This window comes from Enterococcus sp. AZ067, from assembly GCF_051715005.1.
Taxonomy (GTDB): domain Bacteria; phylum Bacillota; class Bacilli; order Lactobacillales; family Enterococcaceae; genus Enterococcus_D; species Enterococcus_D casseliflavus.
Window position 1 is genome coordinate 413,429 of sequence record NZ_JBIOSY010000001.1, and the last position, 23,667, is coordinate 437,095.

The following is a 23,667-nucleotide window of genomic DNA, read 5'->3' on the forward strand; positions in this document are numbered from 1 at the left end:
GACAAGGAGTGAACCCAATGAGTCATCTTTTTCCTAATTACAGCCGTTTACCCATCGATATCCAGCAAGGCAACGGCAGCTATGTGGTAGATTCGCAAGGCAACCAATATTTAGATTTAACAAGCGGCATCGGGGTCGTTAATCTCGGTTATGGGCATCCCAAAGTGCAAGCCGCGTTGATGACACAAGCAGAGCAGATTTGGCATGTGCCGAATTTGTATGACAGCCAGTTGCAAGAAGAAGTTGCCCAAAAGCTGACCCAAAATCAAAAGAGCGCCTCAGACGAGCCGTATCTGGCTTATTTTTGCAACAGTGGCGCTGAGGCGAACGAAGCTGCTTTAAAGCTGGCTCGCAAAGCGACTGGCCGCAGCAAAGTCATCAGTTTTGAACAATCTTTTCATGGTCGGACCTTTGGGGCGATGTCTTTGACTGGGCAAAGTAGTATCCATGATGGGTTTGGACCGTTAGTACCAGAGATGGTGTATGTACCCTTTAATGACCTTGAGGCATTGCAAGCCGTTTTAGATGAGCAGACAGCAGCCGTGTTTTTAGAATTGATCCAAGGCGAAGGCGGTGTGATCCCTGCTGAGGTGGCGTGGGTCCAAGCGGTGACAGCCCTTTGTCAGGAGTTGGGGGTATTACTGGTGGTGGATGAGATCCAAACCGGGATGGGGCGGACAGGAACACTGTTTGCTTTTGAAGGATATGGCATTGAACCTGATCTTTTTACCGTAGCAAAAGGGCTTGGTAACGGGATCCCTGTCGGAGCGATGCTAGGCAAAAGCCATTTGCAAACGGCTTTTGGACCCGGTAGTCACGGTTCGACCTTTGGTGGCAATAAATTAGCGATGGCCGCTGCTAGTGCCGTTTGCAGTGTGTTGCAAGAAGGGGACATTCAAGTCAATGTTCACTTGCGCCAGCAGCAGTTTCTCGACGGATTGCAAGGACTATCTAAGGTGCAGGCGATTCGTGGGAAAGGATTGATGATCGGTATCGAATTAGCCGATTCGGAAAGCTTGCAATCCGTGTTGACCCAACTGCGGAACCAAGGCCTCCTCGCATTAAAAGCGGGAACCAAGGTTTTGCGCTTGCTGCCGCCTTTAACGATCTCGCAAGAGGAAACGACAGCAGCCTTGGCGATTTTGCAAGCTGTCTTAGCATAATTGCATAAAAATAGATTTTTCGGGCTTTTTTTCTTATAAAAACCGAATAATAGCGAATTTATTTTGAATAGTTTTATAAATAATCATTGACAGAGCGATGGGAGTTTCTTATAATCTTAAGTAAATTCTTTTGAGGAGTGACGTGTTTGAAGACAGCAATCGTTGGTGTAACAGGGTATACCGGAATTGAATTGATTCGTTTGATCCAGCAACATCCCCAATTGGAGGTGGGCACCTTGCATAGTCATTCTATGCATGAAAATTCATCTGTTTTGTATCCTCATTTAATTGGACTGACAGAGCGGCTGATCGAACCTTTTGATGCAGAAAAAATCCAAAAGGAAAATCAACTCGTGTTTTTTGCGACTCCTGCTGGAATCAGCAAAGAACTTGCAGCGACTTTTGTCGCAAATGACTTTCCAGTGATTGACCTTTCTGGTGATCTGCGATTGAAGGATCGGGATAGCTATCAAAAATGGTATCACCAAGAAGCTGCACCTGCCGAGTTGTTGGCACAAGCGACCTATTCGCTGCCTGAGTTTGCAACGACTCCTGGCAATTTGATCGCCAATCCAGGCTGTTATGCGACTGCTGCCATTTTAGCTGCTGCGCCGTTGGTTCAGCAAAAACTATTCAGCGGTACGTTGATTTTTGATGGCAAGTCGGGTTTGTCGGGTGCTGGTAAGAAATTGACGGACAGCAGTCACTTTGCAACCGCTGCGGATAACATGACGATGTATAAGCCAAATCAGCATCAGCATATTCCTGAGATCATGCAGCAGTTTCAGCAATGGGATCAGGCAATGCCGCCGATCCAATTTTCTACCAGCTTACTGCCTGTCAAAAGAGGGATCTTTATGACGCTTTATGCGCCTATCAAAGACGCGATTTCGCAAGAGGACATCTATGAGCAGTACGTAAAAACGTATCAAGACCATCCGTTTGTCCGAGTGCAACCGTTAGGAAAGCTGCCCGAGCTGCGGCAAGTGACGGGAACGAATTTTTGTGACATTGGCATATGTTTCAATCCGCTGACCCAAGTGTTGACCGTTGTCGCAGTGATCGATAATTTAGGCAAAGGGGCTGCTGGCCAAGCGATCCAAAACTTCAATCGATGGGCAAAGATACCAGAAACGACTGGTCTTATGCAAGCACCGTTATATCCATAAAATAGCCAACAGACGCGGGAGGATACTCGTGTCAGCCAGTGGACAATCCGCAAAAAGGTGGCAGTAGGAGGAAAGAAAATGAAAGAAATCGAAGGAACGATCGCAACCCCCAAAGGTTTTTTTGCCGACGGTATGCATTGCGGTCTGAAGAAAGAGAAAGTCGATCTTGGTTGGATCGTCTCTGAAGTGCCAGCCAGTGCTGCGGCAGTCTTTACCACCAATCAAGTACAAGCGGCACCCATTCTCGTTACAAAGGAAAAAATGCAAGCAGGCACCTTGCAAGGCGTGATCGTCAATGCGGGCAATGCCAATGCTTGTACCGGGGAGCAAGGTTTAAAAGATGCACAAGAGATGGCAGAATTGGCAGCAGCCCAGCTGCACACGAGTCCCGAAGCCTTTGCGGTAGCCTCCACCGGGATCATTGGTAAGAGCTTACCGATGGAAAAAATCACTGCAGGGATTCAGCAACTAAACAGGCAAGGGGATGCCCACCGATTTCAAAGAGCGATTTTGACGACGGATCTGACTGAAAAAAGCAGTGTCATCCAATCAACGATCGCTGACAAAACGGTGACTGTTGCGGGCTGTGCCAAAGGGTCTGGTATGATCCATCCCAATATGGCTACGATGCTGGCCTTTGTTACGACGGATGCGGCGATCGCTCCAGCACTCTTGCAAGCACTGCTGAAAGAATTAACCGACGTTACCTTCAATCAAATCACGGTCGATGGCGATACATCCACCAATGATATGGTGTTAGTTTTAGCCAACGGGTTAGCCAAAAATCCAACGATTGAAGCTGACACGCCAGCTTATCATGAGTTTAAAGGGATGCTCAAAGCAGTTCTGACCGCACTAGCCAAAGCAGTTGCAAAGGACGGAGAAGGCGCCAGCAAATTGATCGAAGCTCACACGAGTGGAGCTGTGACCGATGAAGCAGCCCGAATGATCAGCAAAACCATCGTTGGTTCGCCACTGGTCAAAACAGCCCTCTTTGGCAAAGACCCGAACTGGGGGCGTATCTTATGTGCAGTGGGCTATAGTGGGCAGCCGATCGATCCAGCAACGGTATCGATTGCATTAGCCGACATTCCCGTCTTTGTCCAAGGGACACCGGTAGCTTTTGACGAAACCATCATGCAAGAACAATTGGCGGAAAATGAAGTCAAAGTCGTTGTCGAGCTGAAAGAAGGGGCAGGTGTTGGCACCGCTTGGGGCTGTGATCTGACGTATGACTATGTGAAAATCAACGCACTATATCATACCTGAAAGAAATCAGGTACTAGACAAAAAGGAGCGAGTAGATGGAAACGATCGTAGTAAAAATCGGCGGTGTCGCCTCAGACAATTTAACCCCGTCATTCTTTGAGACGATAGCAGACTGGCAAGCTGCGGGCAAAAAAGTAGTCATCGTCCATGGCGGTGGTCACTACATCTCAGAAATGATGGAGAAAATGGCGTTGACAGTCACGATCAAAGACGGCCTGCGGGTGACCGACCCCCAGACGCTTGAAGTAACTAGAATGGTCCTTTTGGGACAAGTTCAACCGCTGATCACGACCGCTTTCCAGCAAGCTGGGTTCCATGCCGTAGGACTGAATGCTGGCTGTGATCAACTGATTCAAGGAGAAGTCATTAATGAAGAAAAATTAGGACAGGTGGGGAAGGTTCAACAAATCAACGCTGCTTTCCTGCAGCTCTTGACAGAGAAAAAACATGTCCCGATCCTAGCACCGCTAGGAATTACCCCAGAGGGGCAATGGCTGAACATCAATGCCGATGAAGTAGCGTGTCAGGTTGCTGCCAGTTTACAAGCCGAAAAACTATATTTGTTGACGGATGTCCCTGGGATCAAGCAAGAAAGCCAGTGGTTATCGGCTGTTTCTTTTGAAGAGATCCCCCGTTTGATCACCGAAGAAGTAGTCACAGGCGGCATGCTGCCAAAACTAAAAAGTGCGCAGAAAGCCTTGAAAGCAGGGGTAGCTGCCGTTTGTATCACCGATCGAATCGATCGTTTAGGAACCCAGATCCTCGCGGCAAGTCCAGCCGCAGCTGTCTGTAGCTGAAGCCATTAGCAACACCCAAATGCCTCTTCTCTACTCATAAAAATGCAAAATTCTGACTTTTCTGTGCTTTTCTTCTTATTTTCTCTAAAAAAAGAATAAAATAGGTAGGGATTTCATTTGCTAGAATTTCGTTTTATCAGTACAATGAGTACATATGTAAGTAGGGGGAGAAACAATGACAGATTTCTTATTGGGGAGCAGTACGAAGTTGCTGACTGTTGCAATCCGGGTAAAAGACCGCGATCAAGCGATTGCCTTTTATCGGGATGTACTTGGTTTTGAGTTGAAAAGAGAAGAAAATGAATTGGCCATCTTTGGTCTAAAAGGATTAGATAGAGAAGTTTTATGGTTGGAAGAAAGCCCGCGTGCCAACGATCACTTCGGCGAGATCAAAAAAATGCAGCGCATCGTCTTAGCCGTATCCTCATTAGAAGAAGCGGCAACTATCGCGAGCAATGCCCAACAAAAAGCGATTGCTTTCGAAGAAGCTCGTTATGAAGCGAATCAATTAGGCTTTATTATAGCTGATCCAGAAGGGAACAAAATTGAAGTCTTATTTACAGCACCCGCAGGAACTGCGGTACCAAAAGACGAAGCAGAATTGATCAAAGCGGCACCTGCAAAAGCGGCTGGCTTATCAAAAGAAGCTCATTTTGGCAAGCTGTATTTAAACGTCAGTGATCTAGCCAAAGAGCAGCTTTTCTTAGAAGAAAGCTTAGGCTTGAAAACAAAAGAAGCCGAAACGAAGGAATTTATCCTCAATGATGGTGACTTCCAAGTCGGCTTGACTGAAGCACAAGGTGGTACGATCGATTTGCCGACCCATGAGGTGCTTGGCTTAGACTTCTTGAAAATCTCCATCAGTCAAGAAGATATCGATACATTGGAAAAGCACTTGTCTGAGAAGAACCAAGAGTTCTTCATCGACAAAAAAAGGAAGTTGTTGACGACCTACGATGCGATCGGTATCGAATGGTGGTTTATCGTTAAAAAATAATAGGTTATGAAAGAAAAAGCAGAGAGGCCGATTCTCTGCTTTTTCTTTTTTTTGTCAAAAAAAGAAACTTTTGTTTTTATTTCGCACGAAAGAGTGCAAAAACCTGTTACATCGATTTGAAGACCAATCATTGAAAAAACGGTAGTTTATCTGTATTAGCAGAGCAGGTCCAATCTATTTTACTTTTCTTGTTTTGTTATTTAATAGTTTGGGTGCTTGTTTTAAAACTTAATATAATAGCCATTATGATTAAAAAAACCTAAACATTATATTGAATTGTGGTTATTCTTAATTTATAATAAAAAAGAATCGAGATTCGATGGCTCTGGACGCAGAGATTGTTCGTTGTTTATTTTGTATGCGGTTTCTATTGTGGGTGCGACAAGATGGAATTGGGAAGACAAGGAGTAGATGTGATGGAAAAAAAGTGGATACAGCGATATTTTGCTCAGTGGGATCTGCAGATGATGGTACTGCCTGCGATCTTACTGGTAGGCATTTTTAGTTATATCCCAATGTACGGGATTTTGATGGCGTTTCAACAGTACAATATTTTTGAAGGTATGACAGGCAGTCCATGGATCGGCTTTGATAATTTTCGGCGCTTTTTTAGTGAACCACGTTTTTGGGAAATTTTACGGAATACCATTATGATCAGTGTGCTAAAGATTGCTATTTGTTTTCCAGCACCGATTTTGTTGGCATTGATGCTTAACGAGGTCAAGAACGTTGCCTTCAAGCGTGTGGTGCAGACGATTACTTATCTCCCACACTTTTTATCATGGGTGATCGTGGCGGGGTTTACGATGTCGATTTTATCGATGGATAACGGTAGCTTAAATATTGCTTTGGAGAGTTTAAACCTGATCGATGAACCAATCAACTTTTTATCGATCCCTCGCTATTTCTGGACGATCATCGTTACGACAAATCTTTGGAAATCGATTGGCTTTGGCTCGATCGTCTATATGGCAGCCATTGCTGGGATCGATCCGCAACTGTACGAAGCAGCATCATTAGATGGCGCAACGAAATTTCAGCAAGTCTTTTTGATCACTCTGCCTTCGATCGTTCCAATCATTACGATTTTTCTCATTTTGGAGATCGGTAACTTATTGAATGCGGGCTTTGAAGATTTGCTTTTACTGGGGAGCAATCCAGCTCTTAGAAATGTGGCGGATGTCATTGATACCTATGTGTATCGGGTAGGGATCAGCAACTCTCAATATTCATACGCAACAGCTGTTGGTTTGTTCAAAGCAGTCATTAGTGTCACTCTTTTGAGCGGAGCAAACTTTTTCGCACGCAAAGTGGGTCACAGCTTATGGTAATCAGCAGAGGAGGAAATGAGCAATGAAGAAAAATTGGGGCGACCAAGCGATGATGATTTTTATTTACCTCTTCTTGATAACGCTTGCATTCTTGACGTTTTATCCCTTCTGGAATTCGCTGGTGATTTCCTTTAATTCTGGACGTGACACGGTGACTGGTGGGATCACGTTTTGGCCAAGAGAATTCACGTTGGAAAACTATCAGATCGTCTTTCAAGATCAGCGCTTGATGAATGCCTTTTTCATCAGTGTCTTACGGACAGTGATCGGGACGTTTTCATCGATCATGCTGACAGCGATGGCAGCATATGGAATGTCAAAAAGAGAACTGATGGGGCGAAAATTTATTACGATTTTTTTCATCCTCACGATGTTCTTCAGCGGCGGCTTGATTCCAACTTTTTTAGTGGTACGTTCACTTGGACTAATGGATTCTTTTTGGGTAATGATCATTCCTGGTCTGATCAGTGTTTGGAATATGATCATCTTCCGTACGTTCTTTCAGCAACTGCCGAAAGGATTGGAGGATTCAGCGAAAATTGATGGTTGTGGGTATTGGGGCACGTTTTTCCGAATCATTTTGCCGTTATCAGGTCCAGTCATTGCCACTTTGTCGCTATTTACCGCCGTTGGGCATTGGAATGATTGGTTTATGCCAAGCATCTACATTACTTCAGATCATCTCATTCCCTTGCAGACCTTTTTGCAACGAGTCTTGAATTCGAATACGGTGAGTTCGCAAATGAGTCAAATCGATTCTGGCTCAGCAGCACGTTTGGCGGAAATGACTGGTGTCACTGGCAAGTCCTTATCAATGGCAATTATGATGGTGGCGACTTTGCCGATCGTAATGATTTATCCGTTTGTCCAAAAGTATTTTGTAAAAGGTGTATTGATTGGTTCGTTGAAAGATTAGCAGAGCAGGAGGAACTCTCTTGATTAGAGGGGAGAAGGAACGAAACGTTGAAAGGGGATAAAAGAATGAAAGCAAAGGTATTAAAAAGCGTGCTGTCAGTGACCGCGATGAGTCTCTTACTGGCTGCTTGCGGCAGTGAGTCAGGGACAAAAGAAAGTGATGGGGCGGCAGCGAATGACCGTGACAGTTCGGAGGTCTTTGAATTAGGTAGTGAACCGTTGGAGATCACGATGTTTGGTAATTATGATTGGTACACGATGGATCGTTGGGGAGATGATCCAGCAACTGCTGCTATCAAAGAACTGACCAAGGTAGATATTCGCGCAATCGATGGTGGCGGGAATGCAGCACAGCGGCTAAGCACAATGATCGCTGGCGATGACCTACCTGATTTTATTTGGCTTGATCGAGGGTCGGATGTGGAACGGCTGCGAGAAGCGGGTGCCTTAGTGCCATTTGATGATTACTTGGATAAGTATCCAAACTTGAAAGAATGGGCGGGAGAAGACATCCTGAACATGCTTCGTTCAGAAGACGGCAAACTTTATCAGTTTCCCAACTGGTATAGCTCGGAGCCTTTCGGGAATGCCGGTTATGTCGTCAATAAAGAGATCCATGATGCTTTAGGGGCACCAGAATTGAAAACAACAGAGGATCTTTATGAGTATTTGAAAGAAGTTCAAACAGAGTTTCCTGATGTCATTCCATTTGAAACAGATGTCAGCGGACAAGGGATCAATGTCTTGTACTCCGCATTTGCAGAAGGGCGTTCACCAGCAGATATCCGCATTCGCGCTGTTCCTGAAGGCGACGTATTGACCTCGATCTTTGCCAATGAAAACTACGTAGAATCGATTGAATATGCGTCAAGACTGTACCGTGAGCGCTTGATGACCCAAGATACCTTGACCCAAGATGCAGATATGGTGGCAGAAAAAGTAACCAGTGGTCGTGTAGCTGTCTATGCGGCTGCCAGCCCGTCCAACTATGCTCGCGATGCCCATTACATCTTGCAAGAACAAAATCCAGATGCGGGGTATTTCTATATCGCGCCGATTGCAAAACCAGGACTAGATCCTGACAATATTTTCCCGGGTTCCTATGAAATGCTAGGGTGGAATGTCAGTGTCATTACTAGAAATGCAGAAGACCCAGAAAAAGTCTTTGCCTTCTTAGACTGGTTGACAGGACCGTTGGGCCAATCGATCTTGATGTTTGGTCCAGAAGGCCAGTATTGGGATGGCTTTGACGAAGAAGGCTATACGCAATTTACGGATGCCTATGCAGAAGACAGTGCAGGCGTTTCAGAGATTGAGCAAGCAACATCAAGTTTCCAATGGAACGGCAACTCCGCCTTTTTAGACAATACCAAAACAAAATTTGAGTTAAATCTTCCAGAAGATCAAATGAACTGGGCAACGAAATGGCAGCATGCCATCACTTGGGACACGCAAAAAGACGACACGGAATTTGCGGCGATCAACCCGATGCCAGACTCACCAGAAGGAATTATTCAGCAACGGATCAACGATATTTTTGAAGAAGCCAATGCTTCAGCGATCTTTGCTGACAGCGATGAAGAAGTGCGTGCCATCTTTGCTGAGGCGGAAGCCCAAGCACAAGCAGCGGGCTATCAAGAGTTGCTGGATTATCAAACAGAGAAATGGCAGCAAAATCTACAAAACTTAGCCCGCTAGAGGGTAAATCAGCTGATTAGAGAAAGGAGGCGGACTGATGGGAAATGAACGATGGTATCGTTGGTATGGTGCCAGTCAAGCGATAGCTAGTATGTTGCTTTTGAATGGCTACTGGTTACTGTTCAATCTGCCCGTTCTATTGCTAGCTTTGGGGCTGATTTTCCCCAGCTCTCCTCGTCAGTTTCTTTTCTCTTTGGTTGGTTTGATCATTAGTTTTCCTAGCATTCTTTTGCCAGCGACCTTTGCTTTATTTGGGGTCATGCGGCGCTGGTTGTACTATCAAGAACCACGACAGGCCATCGGAGGGACCTTTTGGCGGCTCTATCGGGAAAATTATCGGCGCAGTTTTGCCGCAGGCCTCTTTTTCGGTAGTCTCGCTTTGCTGCTGTTAGGCTCTTATCGCCAAATCGATTCCTTTCAGCTGCCCTTATTGGCTGTCGGTTATTTGTTTTTAAGTATCATTTTACTCGTGTGGTTGCTGTATTTTATCTGCGACAGTGTGCATTTGGCGGCACCCATGCGGCTCGCCTTGATCAAAAGCTTTTTCATCATCTTTTGGGCACCGTTGCAGACACTGATGTTGCTAGGGCTGTTGAGTGGCCTCGCTTTACTGCTCATCTTGATCCATCCCTTACTCGCGGGATTGATCGTAGGGGGACTAGGTAGCCAATGTGCGTGTTACAGTTATTTGAGAATCATCCAAAAGGCGCAAGCAAAAGCTGCACCAGCTGACGAGTAATCTATGTAACACTGATTAGAAAAAAATCTGAAAACTATCCTTAATGGGTAGTTTTTTTCATTGGCGAAAAGTGCTAAAGTTAGAAGCAAGACAAGCCTGAAAGGAGCGAGTATGGAACGATGACAATGTACCCAAAAACAATACAGCTCATTCAAGAAAAAATGCCGACCGTTTTCCCAGGAGCGGTGCTGCGTTTTATCGCTGGTGAAACCCAAGAGACCCATGTATTCGGACAGGCAGCGCTTCTTCCGAAAACCGAACCTATGACGAAAGATCATTTGTTTGATTTAGCCTCATTGACGAAAGTCGTTTGTACAACGAGTGTTCTGTTAAAATTGTGGGATCAAGGAAAAATCGAGATGGAGGCGCCGCTTACTCGTTGGCTGCCAGCGTTTAAAGACGATCGGGTAACGATCAAGCACTTGCTGACGCATACGGCAGCCATCAACACGTGGATTCCTCATCGAGACCAGTTGGATGCTGCTGCCTTGCGCAAGGCGTATTTGCAGCTTGAAAGCAGTGATACGATCGGTCAAACGGTCAACTATACGGATACTGGGACGATTTTGCTGGGCTTTTTATTGGAGGAGCTGTATCAAAAACCAGTGACCGAGATTTTTCAAGAAGAAGTCTTGACGCCTTTAGGCATGAAGAACAGCGGCTTTCCGCCTTTTCCTCCCTCACAGCTGCCAATGATCGTGCCTACCCAGCAGCAGCCAGACGGCAGCATCCTTAGAGGCATCACCCACGATCCTAAGGCACGGGTGTTGGGAAACCATGCCGGCAACGCAGGGTTGTTTTCTACCGTGGATGACTTGACGCTTTTCGTTCAACTGTTACTGGCAAATGGTCAGCAGCAAGGAGCGCCGTTTTTCTCAGAAAAAGTCATGCAGGCGCTGGCTCACAGGCAGACGCCTGAAAGCACAAAGCCTCGCACCTATGGTTGGGACTTGTTAGGTGCGCCGTACCAATTATTTCATACAGGCTATACAGGCACGTTTCTCGCAGTAGATATCCCTAACAAAAAAGCGTTTATTTTCTTATCGAATCGGGTCCATCCAGTGGATCATCGAGAAAGCTATTTGGGTCATCGTGACGAAATCCTGCAATGTTACTTAAAAGAAACTGCCGAATAAGCGGATTCATGCTATAATATGCACGAACAACTAGAGAGGGGAACAATTATGGAACCATTGTTTATGAAACCTGTTTTTCAAGAAAAAATTTGGGGCGGCAGTCGCCTGCATTCTGTTTTTGGTTTTGATTTACCGAGCGACAAGATCGGTGAAGATTGGGCGATCAGTGCGCATCCTCATGGGGTGAGCGTCATTGAAAATGGTCCGTTTAAAGGCAAAACATTGGCGGATCTTTGGCAAGATCATCAAGAACTATTTGGTCATTCAGACGAACCAGTCTTTCCATTATTAATTAAAATTTTAGACGCGGAAGATGATCTATCCGTTCAAGTCCATCCTGATGACACGTATGGGTTAGCCCATGAAGGGGAATTAGGGAAAACGGAATGCTGGTACATCATTGATGCCGAACCAGGTGCGGAAATCATTTATGGCCACCATGCACAAACCAAAGAAGAACTTGCGGAAATGATCGAAGCGGGTCGTTGGGATGATTTGTTAACAAAAGTCCCTGTGAAAAAAGGCGATTTCTTCTATGTGCCAAGTGGAACGATCCATGCCATTGGAAAAGGGATCATGATCTTGGAAACCCAGCAGAGTTCGGATACGACTTATCGGGTGTACGACTATGATCGTACCGATGATCAAGGACAAACTCGGGAGCTGCATATCCAACAATCGATCGATGTGACGACGATTCCTGCACGGACGCCAGAATTATCGATCCGTGAGGTCAAACAAGGACAATCAGCAGTCGTTACCTATCTTGAAACGCCATTTTTCAATGTGTATGAGTGGGAAGTACGTGGAAAATTATCGTTGGCACAAAAGGCCGATTATACCTTGATGACCGTGATCGATGGGTATGGGCATTTGATGATCGACGGTCATTCCTATGAACTAAAAATGGGCACGAGCTGCATTTTGCCAAACCCGATCAAGAAATGGGAATTGGTTGGTGAATTGACTGTCATTGCCTCTGAACCTGGAAAAAAATAAAACGATCAGTAAGTGACGTGAGCCGCACGAGCAAAACAGCACACGTTCCTGATTTTTCGTAAGGCTGAACTCGTTCAGCTGCCTGTCATCATTGGCGATTTTTCCGCTTTTGACTGACAGGTTTTTTCGTATGGACACTCACGATAGACGTCTGAGGAAGATTTGTTATAATGGCAGTAATGAAGGATAGGTGAAAAGAATGGTTTACTTAGATCATGCAGCAACGACACCGCTGCATCCAGAAGTGATCAAAGTGATGAGTGAAACGATGCAGACATTTTTTGGCAATCCATCAAGCATTCATCATTATGGTCGAGACGCCCACACCCAATTAGAATTGGCTCGTCAAGCGATCGCTCAGCAGCTAGGAGTCAAAGAACATGAGATCATTTTTAATAGTGGTGGTACCGAAAGTGATAATACAGCAATCATCGGTACAGCCCTTAGCAAACAAGCACAAGGCAAACATATCATTACGACCCAGATCGAACATCCGGCGGTCATTGAGAGTATGCGCTATTTAGAAGGCTTAGGCTTTGAGGTGACCTATTTGCCCGTAGATCAAAAGGGGCAATTGGCCGTCAGTGAAGTTGAGGCTGCCTTACGTCCCGATACGATTTTAGTATCCATAATGACGGCAAACAATGAAACGGGCAATTTGCTGCCGATTGCAGAAATTGGGGCCCTTTTACGGGAGCATCCCGCCGTGTTTCATACTGATGCCGTGCAAGCTTATGGCAAGATCCCGCTTGAAATCAATGAAAACAGTATTGATCTTCTAAGCATTTCTGCTCACAAAATCAACGGACCAAAAGGGATCGGCTTTTTGTATAAACGAGATGGCTTGTCGCTGCCTGCGCTACTCCATGGCGGCGAGCAAGAAGAAAAACGGCGAGCAGGGACGGAAAACTTAGCAGCCATCATGGGAATGGCCAAAGCAGCTTCTTTGCATACCCCCGAAGCGCAGCAAGCAGCGGCGGAACAATATCAAACGTTTGCCGATGTGCTGATGGAGACCTTAGCAGCACAAGGCGTCGATGTTCAGTTGAATGGTGATCCAGCACACAAATTGCCGCATATTTTGAATCTGCGTTTCCCAGGTGTCAGCAGTGACTTGCTGCTGATGAAATTGGACTTAAAAGGGGCTGCGATCTCGACAGGCAGCGCTTGTACGGCGGGCAATGTGGAGCCCTCACATGTGCTCGAAGCGATGGTGGGCAAAGAGCATCCAGCTATTCGGGAATCGGTCAGAGTCAGCTTTGGCTATGGCAACACATTGGCGGAAATCGAAGCATTTGCTCTGCTATTAGCAGAAACTGTCTTAGCAACGAAAAAGTAGGAGAACAGCTAGCAATCTCGCTGAAAACTATTTATAATGAAAGAAATGATGTTAAAGAGGTGAAGAACATGGCATTTGAAACAACAGCAACCGTTTTAGGCGCAGCAACCCAATACCGCATTGCTCCTGAAGCAAAAAAATATACGTTGCGGGACAATGGCTTTACAGAAACGAACGGCGGCAACTTCCAATTGATTCGCGGCCTTGAAGCAACACCCCAAAGCAAAGAAGGCTTTAAATTAAAAATCACTGTTGCAAAAGATCTGCAAACCTTCAAGATGTCCATCACGACAGCCAATGGGTTAAAAGCAGTCAACATTTTCAAAGATGAACAGCACAAAATGCTGCAAGAAAAATTTTACTTTTTAATGGATGGTTTTATCAGCCGCGGGTTGTTTGTCAAAGCGTAAGCTTTTGTCAAAAGCAGCTATATCATTCAAAGGGCAAGAAGTGTGTCACTCCGCCAAGCAGGCATGGGATTGATACACTTCTTTTGTATCTTTGGCGGTTTCTTTTTATACTATAGAAAACAAACCCAAGGTGTTCGCAGGAACAGGATGAGTTAAGACGAGAAAGAGGGAATCAAGATGAAACGAACCTTAAACAAGCAATCAGTGCTAGCCGTCGGCATGGGGACTTGGCATATGGGGGATGACCCAGCCAAGGAAAAAGCCGAGATCGATGCGTTGCAAGCGGGCATCAAAGCTGGAGCGGCTGTCATCGATACCGCAGAAATGTACGGCGAGGGAAACGCAGAAACGCTAGTTGGCAAGGCGATCCAGCCCTTTACACGAGGGGATCTTTATTTGATTTCAAAAGTCTATCCCTGGAATGCCTCCGCAGATGAATTGCCGAAAGCTTTAGACCGCAGCTTAACGCGTTTAGGCACCGACTATCTTGATCTGTATCTGCTCCACTGGCGAGGAGATGTGCCGTTAGCAGAAACAGTTGACGCACTAGAAGCTGCCAAAGCCTCTGGAAAAATTCGCGCATGGGGCGTCTCTAATTTTGACGTGGCAGATATGGAGGAGCTGTTGCGGTTAGAAAACGGCGATCAATGTGCCGCCAACCAAGTACTCTATAATTTAGGTGCCCGGGGGATCGAATACGATCTTTTGCCTTGGCAGGCAGAGGCTGAGATTCCTGTGATTGCCTACTCACCCATTGCTCAAGGCGATCGGCTAGGACACCACTTCAAAAATGATGAAGTGTTGAAAGAGCTGGCAGAAGCCAAAGGCTGCACGATCTTTCAGCTGCTTTTGGCATGGACCCTTCGACAACCCCACGTCTTAGCGATCCCCCAAACCAGTGACTCGCTGCATATGCTGCAGAACATTGAAGCTTGCAAAATCGTTTTTTCCAAAAGCGAATTGGCAGCAATCGATGCGCGGTTTCCTGCACCGACGAAAAAGCAGCCGTTAGCGATGATTTGAAGACGCTGATCACAGAAAAAGCACCAAGGTAAGGAGCGACTATGAAATTTTTTACGTCTGATACCCACTATTTTCATGCAGCCTTGCTCGGGGACAATGACTTTGCCCCACGCCCCTTTGAGACAGTGACGCAAATGCATGAAACGATGATCGCCAGCTGGAATGAGGTCGTTGCGGATAAAGATGTCGTCTATCATTTAGGGGATGTCGCGATGCACCCTGATTACGAAGCGGGCTTTCCAGAAATTGCTGCGCTGTTAGCACAGCTGCAGGGCAAAATCATTTTTATCAAAGGCAATCATGATACCCGAGCTTTCTTTGCGTACTTGCGCAAGCATGATCCTGGTTGTTTTGGAGCCGAAAAGTATGCGTTTGAAGATGTCGGTGTCTTGCTGAAGTTTGCTCATCAGCAATTAATACTGACCCATTATCCTATGCTGCTGGGGATCACCAAAAACAGCCGCAATCTGCATGGGCACATTCATCATCACAGTGTACCGATCGCTGAGAATCTCAACGTAGGAGTCGATGCACCAGAATTGGCGTTTCTGCCACAGCCGCGTCCTTTTGGTCGGCCAGTTTCCGAAAATGAACTGGCGGTGTTGTATCATGCAAAACAACAAGAACTTACTAAGCTGGCTCGTTAACAGATAACAAAAAAAGCAAGCGTCCAAACAGATTTGGGCGGCTTGCTTTTTTTGTGATGACTTTGACAGCAAGCTTTGATTAAGAAAATTTTTTTGATAAAAATAAACTTTATATGTAAAAAATAATCGATTCCAAGAGTTATTATTTGATGGATATTTAAGAAATGTGTATGCTTTAAGTAGAAAGCAGTAAAGGAGGTTGCCAATGCGTAAGATTTCTAAAGTGATTTTTATCATCGGATTGCTTTTACTCTTACTTGTCTTTTATTTTGGGATCATCGCCAATCAGCAAGCGGCTTCATTGCCTGTTTACTTGATTCCTTTGGATGAATATCCTTGGGTCGGATCTTCCATGAGTATGCTGCTCTTTTGGTTATCTGTTGGCTTTGCCATTTTTACCGTGATCGCGCTCTTTGTCGTTTTGTTTTATCCAAAACGTTCGGACCGCTTGATCATTTCCCATAAGACAGGCGATTTAGTGATTCAGAAGAAGGCGTTAGAGCATTTTGTGCTTGAACGGGTGAAACAAGCAGATTTCATCCATCAGCCATCCGTAAAAATCAAAATCGTCAAGAATAAAGTATCCGTAAAAATCGATGGAGAAATGAAACAAACAGCAGCCATCCCGCAAAAACAAGAAGCATTGGTTGGTGAGATCAGCAGCAGTCTGCAGCAGCTTTTCGGTATCGAAAGCAATATCCAAACGGAAGTTGTCTTAAAAGATACGCAAGAAACGCCAGCAGCCCATGACCAGCCGCGTGTAGTTTAGGAGGAACAGGTATGAGTGAATGGTTCTACCACTATAAGATCCCGCTTATCTTTGCAGGTTTCGGTTTGATCCTAGCGATCCTGTTTCTAACGATCGGCTTTTTGAAAACCATACTGCTGGTGCTGTTTACGGCACTAGGTATGTATCTGGGATTTTATCTCAAAGAAGTCGGATTCTTTGAACAATTTCAAAGACCGCGCCGTTAACTTTGGTAACATTATTAGTTTAATTTATATCAAGATTATAGTAGGAGGAATGTACGATGGAAAACCAAACAAAACCAACAACAGGTGTTAAAGGAGAATTAACTTACGAAGATAAAGTGATTCAAAAAATCGTAGGCATTGCATTAGAATCTGTAGACGGACTCTTAACAGTCGATGGCGGTTTCTTCTCAAATATTGCAGGTAAATTAGTCAACACCGATGATGTGACTTCAGGGATCAACGTTGAAGTTGGGAAAAAACAAGTGGCAGTCGATCTTGATATCGTTGCAGAATACGGCAGCGACATGACCACGATCTACGACCAAATCAAAGAGGTTGTTTCAACACAAGTCAACAAAATGACGAATTTAGACGTCATCGAAGTAAACGTGAACGTAGCAGATGTCAAAACACGTGAACAATTCGAAAAAGACTCTGAAACAGTTCAAGACAAAGTAAGCAGTGCGGCAGAAACAACTGGCGACTTTGCGTCAAAACAAACACGTAAAGCCAAAGGTGCCTTCAACCGAACAACGACGCGTATTCAAGAAAACAACGAACCACGCGTTCAATAATAGTAAGATAAGCAAAAGACTAGCTTCGGCTAGTCTTTTTTTGTCGCAAAAATGGCGTGTTTTTGCAGCTTCAGCCGATCAGAACATCAAAGCCAAAAGCTCCAATAATGGATTCCTTCTGCTTGAAAGACATTGTTAGGATAGCTTTTCTCATAATGGGCTTTTTCGGGGGAATCATTAGGATCGAATACTTGAATCGCTCCTTCTTTGTTCAAAGCCAATACCATGATATGTCCTGAGGTCGTAAAGGTTCCTGCTTGAACCGAGACCACAACGGGGATGCCTTGTGTCATTTTCTCATAGGCAGCCGCAAAGGAACTTCCTAAATCGGCAAATTGGTAACCAAAAGCTTCGGCAAACTGAGGAAAGATTTGCCAACTCGTTCCTTGTTTGGGAAGATAAAATTGATCGCCAGCCCACTTTAATAGTTTGTCAGGATTCGACGGATGATCCGTCCAAAAAGAATCGATCATCGCTAAAGAAGCAATAGCGCACCCGTTTGCTGCAAACGTATTTTGCGTTTCTCCATATCCATATGTGTTATTGCCCCAGCGTTGATCGGTTTGTACAATCAACGGCACTTGCTGCGTGTCTGCCATCGCTTGTTGAATCGATTGATTGGCTTGGTGAGTGAACTCTTTTGAGACAAGCGCTGTCTGATCAAACGCAGCATCCCTGACCTGATCAATCACGTAATGAATGACAAAAACACCACCGATGAGAAAAAGCAGTAGCGCAAGGCTCTTTCTTTTCTTTCCGTCGTTTCTCCTAGTTTTCGATATCCCTGTGTGTGATCTCATGAAATGCCCCTCCTCGTAAAGTAGTATCTAAGAGAAGTATAGTCTTTTTCTGATAGTGGCATTTCTACATTTCCTGAAGAATTCCATACGATTTTATGACAAACGACCGTTTAAAAGGTGAAATGCGGCTTCTTAGCATTCGCTTATCTAGTTGTCTTTGAACAATGGGAGTCGTTTGGATGGCTGTCGATAAGATACACAAAAAGCAGCGCTTCTTCTATTGGGCTGAATGGGGGAAGAACGAACAGCGGGTTTCCTCCAGATGACTTTTCTAAAAAAGGAATTTATAAGAAAAGACAGCAAACAGTGAACTTTTTTGTGTTTTGTTGTATAATGCAAATTACTGAAAAGTTGCGACCTTCAAATCGTAGATGATTTCAGAATCTATAATTGAAATGATGGTGAAACGATCATGTCTAACGAAAACACCCGTGTGGTGGTTGGAATGAGTGGCGGGGTAGACTCGTCAGTAACAGCACTTTTGCTGAAAGAACAAGGGTATGATGTTGTCGGGATCTTTATGAAAAATTGGGATGATACCGATGAAAACGGTGTTTGTACCGCAACAGAAGACTACAAAGACGTAGCCAAAGTGGCTGCGCAAATCGGGATTCCTTATTATTCAGTGAATTTCGAAAAAGAATATTGGGACCGTGTATTTGAATATTTTCTTGCAGAATACCGTGCCGGACGGACGCCAAATCCAGATGTCATGTGTAACAAGGAAATCAAGTTCAAAGCCTTTTTGGATTATGCGATGGATCTTGGTGCCGACTATGTAGCAACTGGCCATTATGCGCAAGTGACTGTTGATGAAAACGGCGTAACTCATATGTTGCGAGGCGTGGATAACAACAAAGATCAAACGTATTTCTTAAGCCAATTGTCACAAGAACAATTGAGCAAAACCATGTTCCCACTAGGCGGCATGGAAAAATCAGAAGTACGAGCGATCGCTGAACGGGCAGGTCTAGCAACAGCCAAGAAAAAAGATTCCACGGGTGTCTGCTTTATCGGAGAAAAGAATTTCAAACAATTTTTGAGTAATTACTTGCCAGCGAAAAAAGGCAATATGGTTACATTAGATGGCGAAGTCAAAGGACAACACGATGGCTTGATGTACTACACCATCGGACAACGTCAAGGCTTAGGCATTGGCGGCGGCGGTGCCACTCAAGAACCGTGGTTTGTCGTAGGAAAAGACTTAGCGACCAACACTTTGTATGTGGGACAAGGATTCCATCACCCCGCTTTGTATGCAGATCGCTTGGAAGCAAGCCAAATCCACTTTACTACAGAACAAGACCGCGGCACGGAATTTTCATGCACAGCAAAATTCCGCTACCGTCAACAAGATGTACCGGTAACGGTGCGTCTATTAGATGGAGATCGAGCAGAAGTGATTTTTGACGAACCAGTACGCGCCATCACTCCTGGACAAGCAGTCGTTTTTTATGACGGGATGGAATGCTTGGGCGGCGGTTTGATCGATGCAGCCTACAAAGAAACCAAAGAATTACAATATGTTTAACCACTAACACAATCTGCCCTAGCTAAGAACACTGAACCAATCAGTTGCACTTAGCTAGGGCTTTTTATAAATCAATTCGAAAAACCGATTAGAGCGAGCGCTTTCTATTTTAAAAAAATAGTCAAATTATGCTATAATTTAGATAGAAAATGAATGTTTTTGATGCATTGGCATTTTTAAAAAAAAGGAGGAGCATGAATTGTACAAAAGCCAATCTCATGAAATCGGGGTTTGTCGTTAGTGTCGTAGGGGTGGTGATGCTTCATCAGACTCAGGTCATTTCAAGTCAAATCAACCATCTTGCCTTAGCCGTACTATTGGGTTTAGCCGGGTATTTGCTTGTTTTTAAAAGTTCTACTTTTTGTCCTCTCAGATTGCGGGGCATTCCGATCAGTATAATCAAGCAGAAGTCAAGTGGGGCAAAATTGCGGGAGTTGTCGCCTTTTTTATTGCTCTGATCAATTTGATTTTGGTCTTTGTGTGAGTGTGGCGGAAAAAAAAGCCGCCAAAAGAAATCTTTGACGGAAACTGGGTTGCTTGGCTCATGATCGATCGTCAAATTCGGCTTGGTGTGCTTGAAAAAAGCGGTAATACTGCTGGACACTGGCTAACTGGGTCCACTTCCGAACATCGACGGGCGTTTGATCCAAATCATAGATTTTGGCTTCCTTTAAAGATAAAACGAAAGGACTATGGGTAGCAATAATGAACTGACACTGTTCATAGCGAACAAAATCTTCCAGTAACTGCACCAGTTCCAGCTGACGCTCAGCAGAAAGAGAATTTTCTGGTTCATCTAATAAGTAAAGGCTGTTGGGACGAATCTTTTCTTGAAAGAAGCGAAAGGCACTTTCGCCATTGGAATATTCTTGGACATTGTCGATCAAGTGCTTGCGGGTGAATTTGGACTGTGTGTTGGATCGTGCAAGATTGATTTTCTTCAATTCATGGTAGTCGTCAAAACCTGTGAAACGAAAGTCCGCATACTTTGCTTGGTAGTATTCTTGGAATACTTCTTCTCGGCGATGATCGATCCCTTGATTCAAATTTCGAATAGCCAGCATGTAATCAAAGACATCATCGCTGGTCAAAAGTACTTTTTCTTGCGGTTCGTCGATGCTGCCAGTAGTACAGTAGGCTAAGTAGTCCTGGAAAAAATTCGAGCGATTATACGCAGCAAAGCGCTGCGCGTGGATCTTTTCGGCAATCACGTTCAATGCGGTGGTTTTGCCAGAACCATTGCCGCCATATAAGATCGTGACCGGTTCAAAATCGATCTGCTGAAAAAGACGGGCACTGAGAATCTGAAAAGGGTAGTAAGAATCATAAACGGTTCGTTTGATGGAAAGGAAAAAATCAAACTCGGTCTCTTGATCGGGAAAAGTGATTTGTTCGAGATACATGGGGCACCTCCTGGCAATTTCATGGTTGTCATTATTGTAGCATATCCATCGCAGTCAAATTTTTTTTACGTGGTTAAAATAAATCTTGTTTGACATTTTTTTAATCTTTTGATGTTATATTCACAACAGGAACCATCTGTGCTAGACTATAGGGGCATAGAAATGATGTAATCTTAAACAACCGATAAATCGTACAAAAAAACGAGGGTTTAATGAATTTTTAAAGCAATGTTTAAATGCTGAAACTTATTCCTTGCAAGTTTAAGTAAAAGTGACTAATATGAGGAAGGAATCGTGAAAGGAGCAATGGAATGTATCAAGTAGTAGTCATGTATGGGGACAATGAACCGTGGTGGTTTTTTGAGGGATGGCAGTCAGATATTCAAGAGGCGTTCACATTTGCAACTTTCAGCGAGGCGCAGTCATTTTATGAACAAAAATGGCAAGAAATCAGAGAAGAGTATTCGTACATAAATGCAAAATCAAACTTTATGACGGCTTTTTGGAATGAAGAAGACGAACGCTGGTGCGAAGAATGCGACGATTACCTCCAACAATATATTGGACTGGCATTGCTTAAAGAATATCAGCAAGTCGTCGATGAAAGCAGGAAAGATTTTTATGAAACAACTAATTCTAGCGGAAAAGCCAAGCGTTGCCAAAGACCTCAGCAAAGTTTTGGGCTGTGAGCAAAAACATAAAAATTATTACGAAGGACCCAAGGCGATCGTTACTTGGGCCCTTGGTCATTTATTGGGCTTGAAAATGCCTGAAGATTTAAACAAAGACTGGGCATCATGGCAGATGGAAACGTTACCGATGATTCCTAAGTCCATCGGGATCAAACCGTTGCCAAAAACCGGTCATCAACTAAAAGCCATCAAACAATTGGCTCAAAGAAAAGATGTCGGGGAAGTCGTGATCGCTACCGATGCGGGAAGAGAAGGGGAGCTAGTCGCTCGCTGGATTTTGGAGTGGGTTCGTTTCGACAAACCAGTCAAACGTTTGTGGATTTCTTCGCAAACCCCTAAAGCCATCAAAGAAGGCTTTGCAAAATTGCAGTCAGCCAAGCACTACGACAATCTTTACTACTCCGCCCTTGCGCGGGCAAAAGCCGACTGGCTGGTAGGGTTAAATGTCACCCGGGCATTGACGGTCAAATATCAAGACAATCTTAGTGCGGGTCGGGTCCAAACCCCTACCTTAGCTTTGGTGCGCAGTCAGGAAATGCAAATCGAGAGTTTCCGTCCGCAAACCTATCATGTGATTACCCTAAACGTAGGCGATGCCAAGGCCCGCCTGCAGCAAAAAAATCCCTATCAACTAAAAGAACGCAGCGACGCCGAAGCATTGGTCAAGCAAATGAGTCAACAAAATGGTCGCGTGACAGCGATCGAAGAAAAGGTCAAAACAGAAAGTGCACCATTGCCCTACGATTTGACCGAGATCCAACGAGAAGCCAATCAGCGTTATGGATTTTCAGCCAAGAAGACCTTGTCGCTTGTTCAAAGCTTGTATGAAACCCATAAAATCGTCACTTACCCAAGGACGGATTCCAAGTATTTGACCAATGATATGAAGGCAACTATGAAGGAACGCCTGCAGGCAGTTGCGGATTTTGCCCCAGAAGTCAAAGGATACTTGAAAAATGGCGGACAAGTAGTGCAGCAAGCTGTCTTCAATGATAAAAAAGTTACCGATCACCATGCCCTATTGCCAACGGAACAGCGGGCACGTTATGAAAAATTAACTACCGATGAACAACGGATCTATCAAATGATCGTTAGTCGTTTCTTAATGCTCTTTGCGAAACCCCATAAAAAGCAGCAGCAGAAAGTGACCGTGACCTTTGGTTCAGAAACCTTTGTATTCAACCGCAATACCGTGTTAGAAGCGGGATGGAAAACGACTTCTGAAGAAGAAACCAGTGACATAGCTTGGCAAAAAGGCAGTACCGTCAAGCCTGAGTTCACCATCCAGAAAGAGTTGACTACACCACCGAAACCGTTGAATGAAGGAACTCTTTTAGGTAAAATGGAAAAACATAGTCTCGGTACGCCGGCAACCCGTGCGGAGATCATTGAAAAGCTGATCAAATCTGAGCTGATGGAGCGGACCCCAAGCGGCTTGCAAGTATCGCCAAAAGGCAAGCAGCTGTTAGTCTTAGTCAATCCATCCTTGGTGACACCAGAATTGACGGAAAAATGGGAGAAGGAACTGGAAGCCATTGCGAAAGGCACCTATTCTGCCCAAACCTTCCTCGCACAAATCGAAGCAGACACAAAACAACTGGTCAAAGAAATCAAGCAAAGCGAAAGCAAGTACCAAGATTTCTCATTGACCCAAAAACGTTGTCCCGAATGCGGCGAACCCTTGCGGGAGAAAAATACCCGTGATGGCAAGATCTATGTTTGCTCCAGTGGGACCTGCAAGTACCGTCGTCGGAAAGACCCGAAAGTTTCAAACCGACGCTGCCCGCAATGCCACCGAAAGATGGAGATCATTGAAGGCAAAAACGGCGCCTATTTCCGCTGTAAATTCGATGGGACCACCGAAAAAATGGCGGATAAAAAGGAACGCAGCAAAAAGCTGTCGAAACACGAAGAACGCCGCTTGATGAACAAAATCAATCAAGAAGAACCGCAAGAAAGCCCATTAGCAGCTGCTTTAAAAGCTGCGATGGAGAAGAAATAACTGCATGAGGTAGAAAATGAAAAAGAGTGAGGACGATTTTGCTGTCCCTCACTCTTT

At 44.8% G+C, this 23,667-nt stretch carries 23 protein-coding genes; 21 read left to right on the plus strand and 2 right to left on the minus strand.

Annotated elements, in window-relative coordinates:
* Window positions 1-17: 17 nt before the first annotated feature.
* From IGI82_RS01985 to IGI82_RS02070, 18 genes are all read left to right on the plus strand, one after another.
* On the plus strand, window positions 18-1,163 hold the full coding sequence (locus IGI82_RS01985; protein WP_087626820.1) for an acetylornithine transaminase: 1,146 nt from the start codon (window positions 18-20) through the stop codon (window positions 1,161-1,163).
* A 146-nt stretch (window positions 1,164-1,309) separates the two neighbouring features.
* Entirely contained in the window at window positions 1,310-2,332 is a 1,023-nt protein-coding gene (gene argC, locus IGI82_RS01990) for an N-acetyl-gamma-glutamyl-phosphate reductase (protein WP_375806739.1), read from the plus strand.
* A gap of 78 nt (window positions 2,333-2,410) precedes the next feature.
* Window positions 2,411-3,601, plus strand: coding sequence for a bifunctional glutamate N-acetyltransferase/amino-acid acetyltransferase ArgJ (argJ, locus tag IGI82_RS01995; protein ID WP_375806738.1), 1,191 nt, complete (start codon window positions 2,411-2,413; stop codon window positions 3,599-3,601).
* A 35-nt stretch (window positions 3,602-3,636) separates the two neighbouring features.
* On the plus strand, window positions 3,637-4,398 hold the full coding sequence (gene argB, locus IGI82_RS02000) for an acetylglutamate kinase (protein ID WP_086294469.1): 762 nt from the start codon (window positions 3,637-3,639) through the stop codon (window positions 4,396-4,398).
* Window positions 4,399-4,573: 175 nt separating this feature from the next.
* A complete protein-coding gene (locus tag IGI82_RS02005; protein ID WP_015508862.1) occupies window positions 4,574-5,395 on the plus strand; it encodes a VOC family protein in 822 nt (273 codons plus the stop codon).
* A 416-nt stretch (window positions 5,396-5,811) separates the two neighbouring features.
* A complete protein-coding gene (locus IGI82_RS02010) occupies window positions 5,812-6,726 on the plus strand; it encodes an ABC transporter permease (protein WP_050759610.1) in 915 nt (304 codons plus the stop codon).
* A 22-nt stretch (window positions 6,727-6,748) separates the two neighbouring features.
* Window positions 6,749-7,642 carry a carbohydrate ABC transporter permease gene (locus IGI82_RS02015; protein ID WP_115231644.1) on the plus strand — a complete coding sequence of 298 codons (894 nt, stop codon included), beginning with the start codon at window positions 6,749-6,751 and terminating at the stop codon, window positions 7,640-7,642.
* Window positions 7,643-7,707: 65 nt separating this feature from the next.
* On the plus strand, window positions 7,708-9,339 hold the full coding sequence (locus tag IGI82_RS02020) for an extracellular solute-binding protein (protein WP_271771264.1): 1,632 nt from the start codon (window positions 7,708-7,710) through the stop codon (window positions 9,337-9,339).
* A gap of 37 nt (window positions 9,340-9,376) precedes the next feature.
* The gene (locus IGI82_RS02025; protein WP_086299027.1) at window positions 9,377-10,078 is read left to right on the plus strand and encodes a DUF624 domain-containing protein; all 702 of its coding nucleotides are present in this window, start codon (window positions 9,377-9,379) and stop codon (window positions 10,076-10,078) included.
* A gap of 119 nt (window positions 10,079-10,197) precedes the next feature.
* Window positions 10,198-11,214 carry a serine hydrolase domain-containing protein gene (locus IGI82_RS02030; RefSeq protein WP_438841743.1) on the plus strand — a complete coding sequence of 339 codons (1,017 nt, stop codon included), beginning with the start codon at window positions 10,198-10,200 and terminating at the stop codon, window positions 11,212-11,214.
* 45 nt (window positions 11,215-11,259) lie between these two features.
* Window positions 11,260-12,213 (plus strand): mannose-6-phosphate isomerase, class I, encoded by a 954-nt coding sequence (gene manA, locus IGI82_RS02035; protein WP_170920124.1) that lies wholly within the window; start codon window positions 11,260-11,262, stop codon window positions 12,211-12,213.
* A 199-nt stretch (window positions 12,214-12,412) separates the two neighbouring features.
* Window positions 12,413-13,552: a cysteine desulfurase family protein gene (locus tag IGI82_RS02040; RefSeq protein ID WP_115231648.1), complete on the plus strand. Its 1,140-nt coding sequence runs from the start codon at window positions 12,413-12,415 to the stop codon at window positions 13,550-13,552.
* A 68-nt stretch (window positions 13,553-13,620) separates the two neighbouring features.
* Window positions 13,621-13,962, plus strand: coding sequence for a DUF1831 domain-containing protein (locus tag IGI82_RS02045; RefSeq protein WP_005232263.1), 342 nt, complete (start codon window positions 13,621-13,623; stop codon window positions 13,960-13,962).
* A 177-nt stretch (window positions 13,963-14,139) separates the two neighbouring features.
* Window positions 14,140-14,985 carry an aldo/keto reductase gene (locus IGI82_RS02050; RefSeq protein ID WP_375819081.1) on the plus strand — a complete coding sequence of 282 codons (846 nt, stop codon included), beginning with the start codon at window positions 14,140-14,142 and terminating at the stop codon, window positions 14,983-14,985.
* Window positions 14,986-15,026: 41 nt separating this feature from the next.
* A complete protein-coding gene (locus IGI82_RS02055; RefSeq protein WP_438841744.1) occupies window positions 15,027-15,632 on the plus strand; it encodes a metallophosphoesterase in 606 nt (201 codons plus the stop codon).
* Between the two features lie 205 nt (window positions 15,633-15,837).
* Window positions 15,838-16,401 (plus strand): alkaline shock response membrane anchor protein AmaP, encoded by a 564-nt coding sequence (gene amaP / locus IGI82_RS02060; protein ID WP_060792382.1) that lies wholly within the window; start codon window positions 15,838-15,840, stop codon window positions 16,399-16,401.
* 11 nt (window positions 16,402-16,412) lie between these two features.
* A complete protein-coding gene (locus IGI82_RS02065) occupies window positions 16,413-16,607 on the plus strand; it encodes a DUF2273 domain-containing protein (protein ID WP_005227236.1) in 195 nt (64 codons plus the stop codon).
* A 56-nt stretch (window positions 16,608-16,663) separates the two neighbouring features.
* Window positions 16,664-17,182: an Asp23/Gls24 family envelope stress response protein gene (locus tag IGI82_RS02070; protein WP_005227237.1), complete on the plus strand. Its 519-nt coding sequence runs from the start codon at window positions 16,664-16,666 to the stop codon at window positions 17,180-17,182.
* Between the two features lie 86 nt (window positions 17,183-17,268).
* On the opposite strand, the gene IGI82_RS02075 is transcribed toward IGI82_RS02070, so the two are convergent.
* Complete coding sequence (locus IGI82_RS02075; protein ID WP_375819076.1) at window positions 17,269-17,982, minus strand: C39 family peptidase; 714 nt, start codon at window positions 17,980-17,982, stop codon at window positions 17,269-17,271.
* Between the two features lie 412 nt (window positions 17,983-18,394).
* On the opposite strand from IGI82_RS02075, the gene mnmA reads away from it, so the two are divergent.
* A complete protein-coding gene (gene mnmA / locus IGI82_RS02080) occupies window positions 18,395-19,513 on the plus strand; it encodes a tRNA 2-thiouridine(34) synthase MnmA (protein WP_115231650.1) in 1,119 nt (372 codons plus the stop codon).
* 542 nt (window positions 19,514-20,055) lie between these two features.
* On the opposite strand, the gene IGI82_RS02085 is transcribed toward mnmA, so the two are convergent.
* The gene (locus IGI82_RS02085) at window positions 20,056-20,916 is read right to left on the minus strand and encodes an AAA family ATPase (RefSeq protein ID WP_271771262.1); all 861 of its coding nucleotides are present in this window, start codon (window positions 20,914-20,916) and stop codon (window positions 20,056-20,058) included.
* A 311-nt stretch (window positions 20,917-21,227) separates the two neighbouring features.
* On the opposite strand from IGI82_RS02085, the gene IGI82_RS02090 reads away from it, so the two are divergent.
* Both IGI82_RS02090 and IGI82_RS02095 read left to right on the plus strand, forming a co-directional pair.
* Window positions 21,228-21,605 (plus strand): DUF1033 family protein, encoded by a 378-nt coding sequence (locus IGI82_RS02090; RefSeq protein ID WP_005227251.1) that lies wholly within the window; start codon window positions 21,228-21,230, stop codon window positions 21,603-21,605.
* A complete protein-coding gene (locus IGI82_RS02095) occupies window positions 21,538-23,610 on the plus strand; it encodes a DNA topoisomerase III (RefSeq protein ID WP_118215021.1) in 2,073 nt (690 codons plus the stop codon). The genes IGI82_RS02090 and IGI82_RS02095 overlap by 68 nt, the downstream gene beginning before the upstream one ends.
* The last annotated feature ends 57 nt before the right edge of the window (window positions 23,611-23,667 follow it).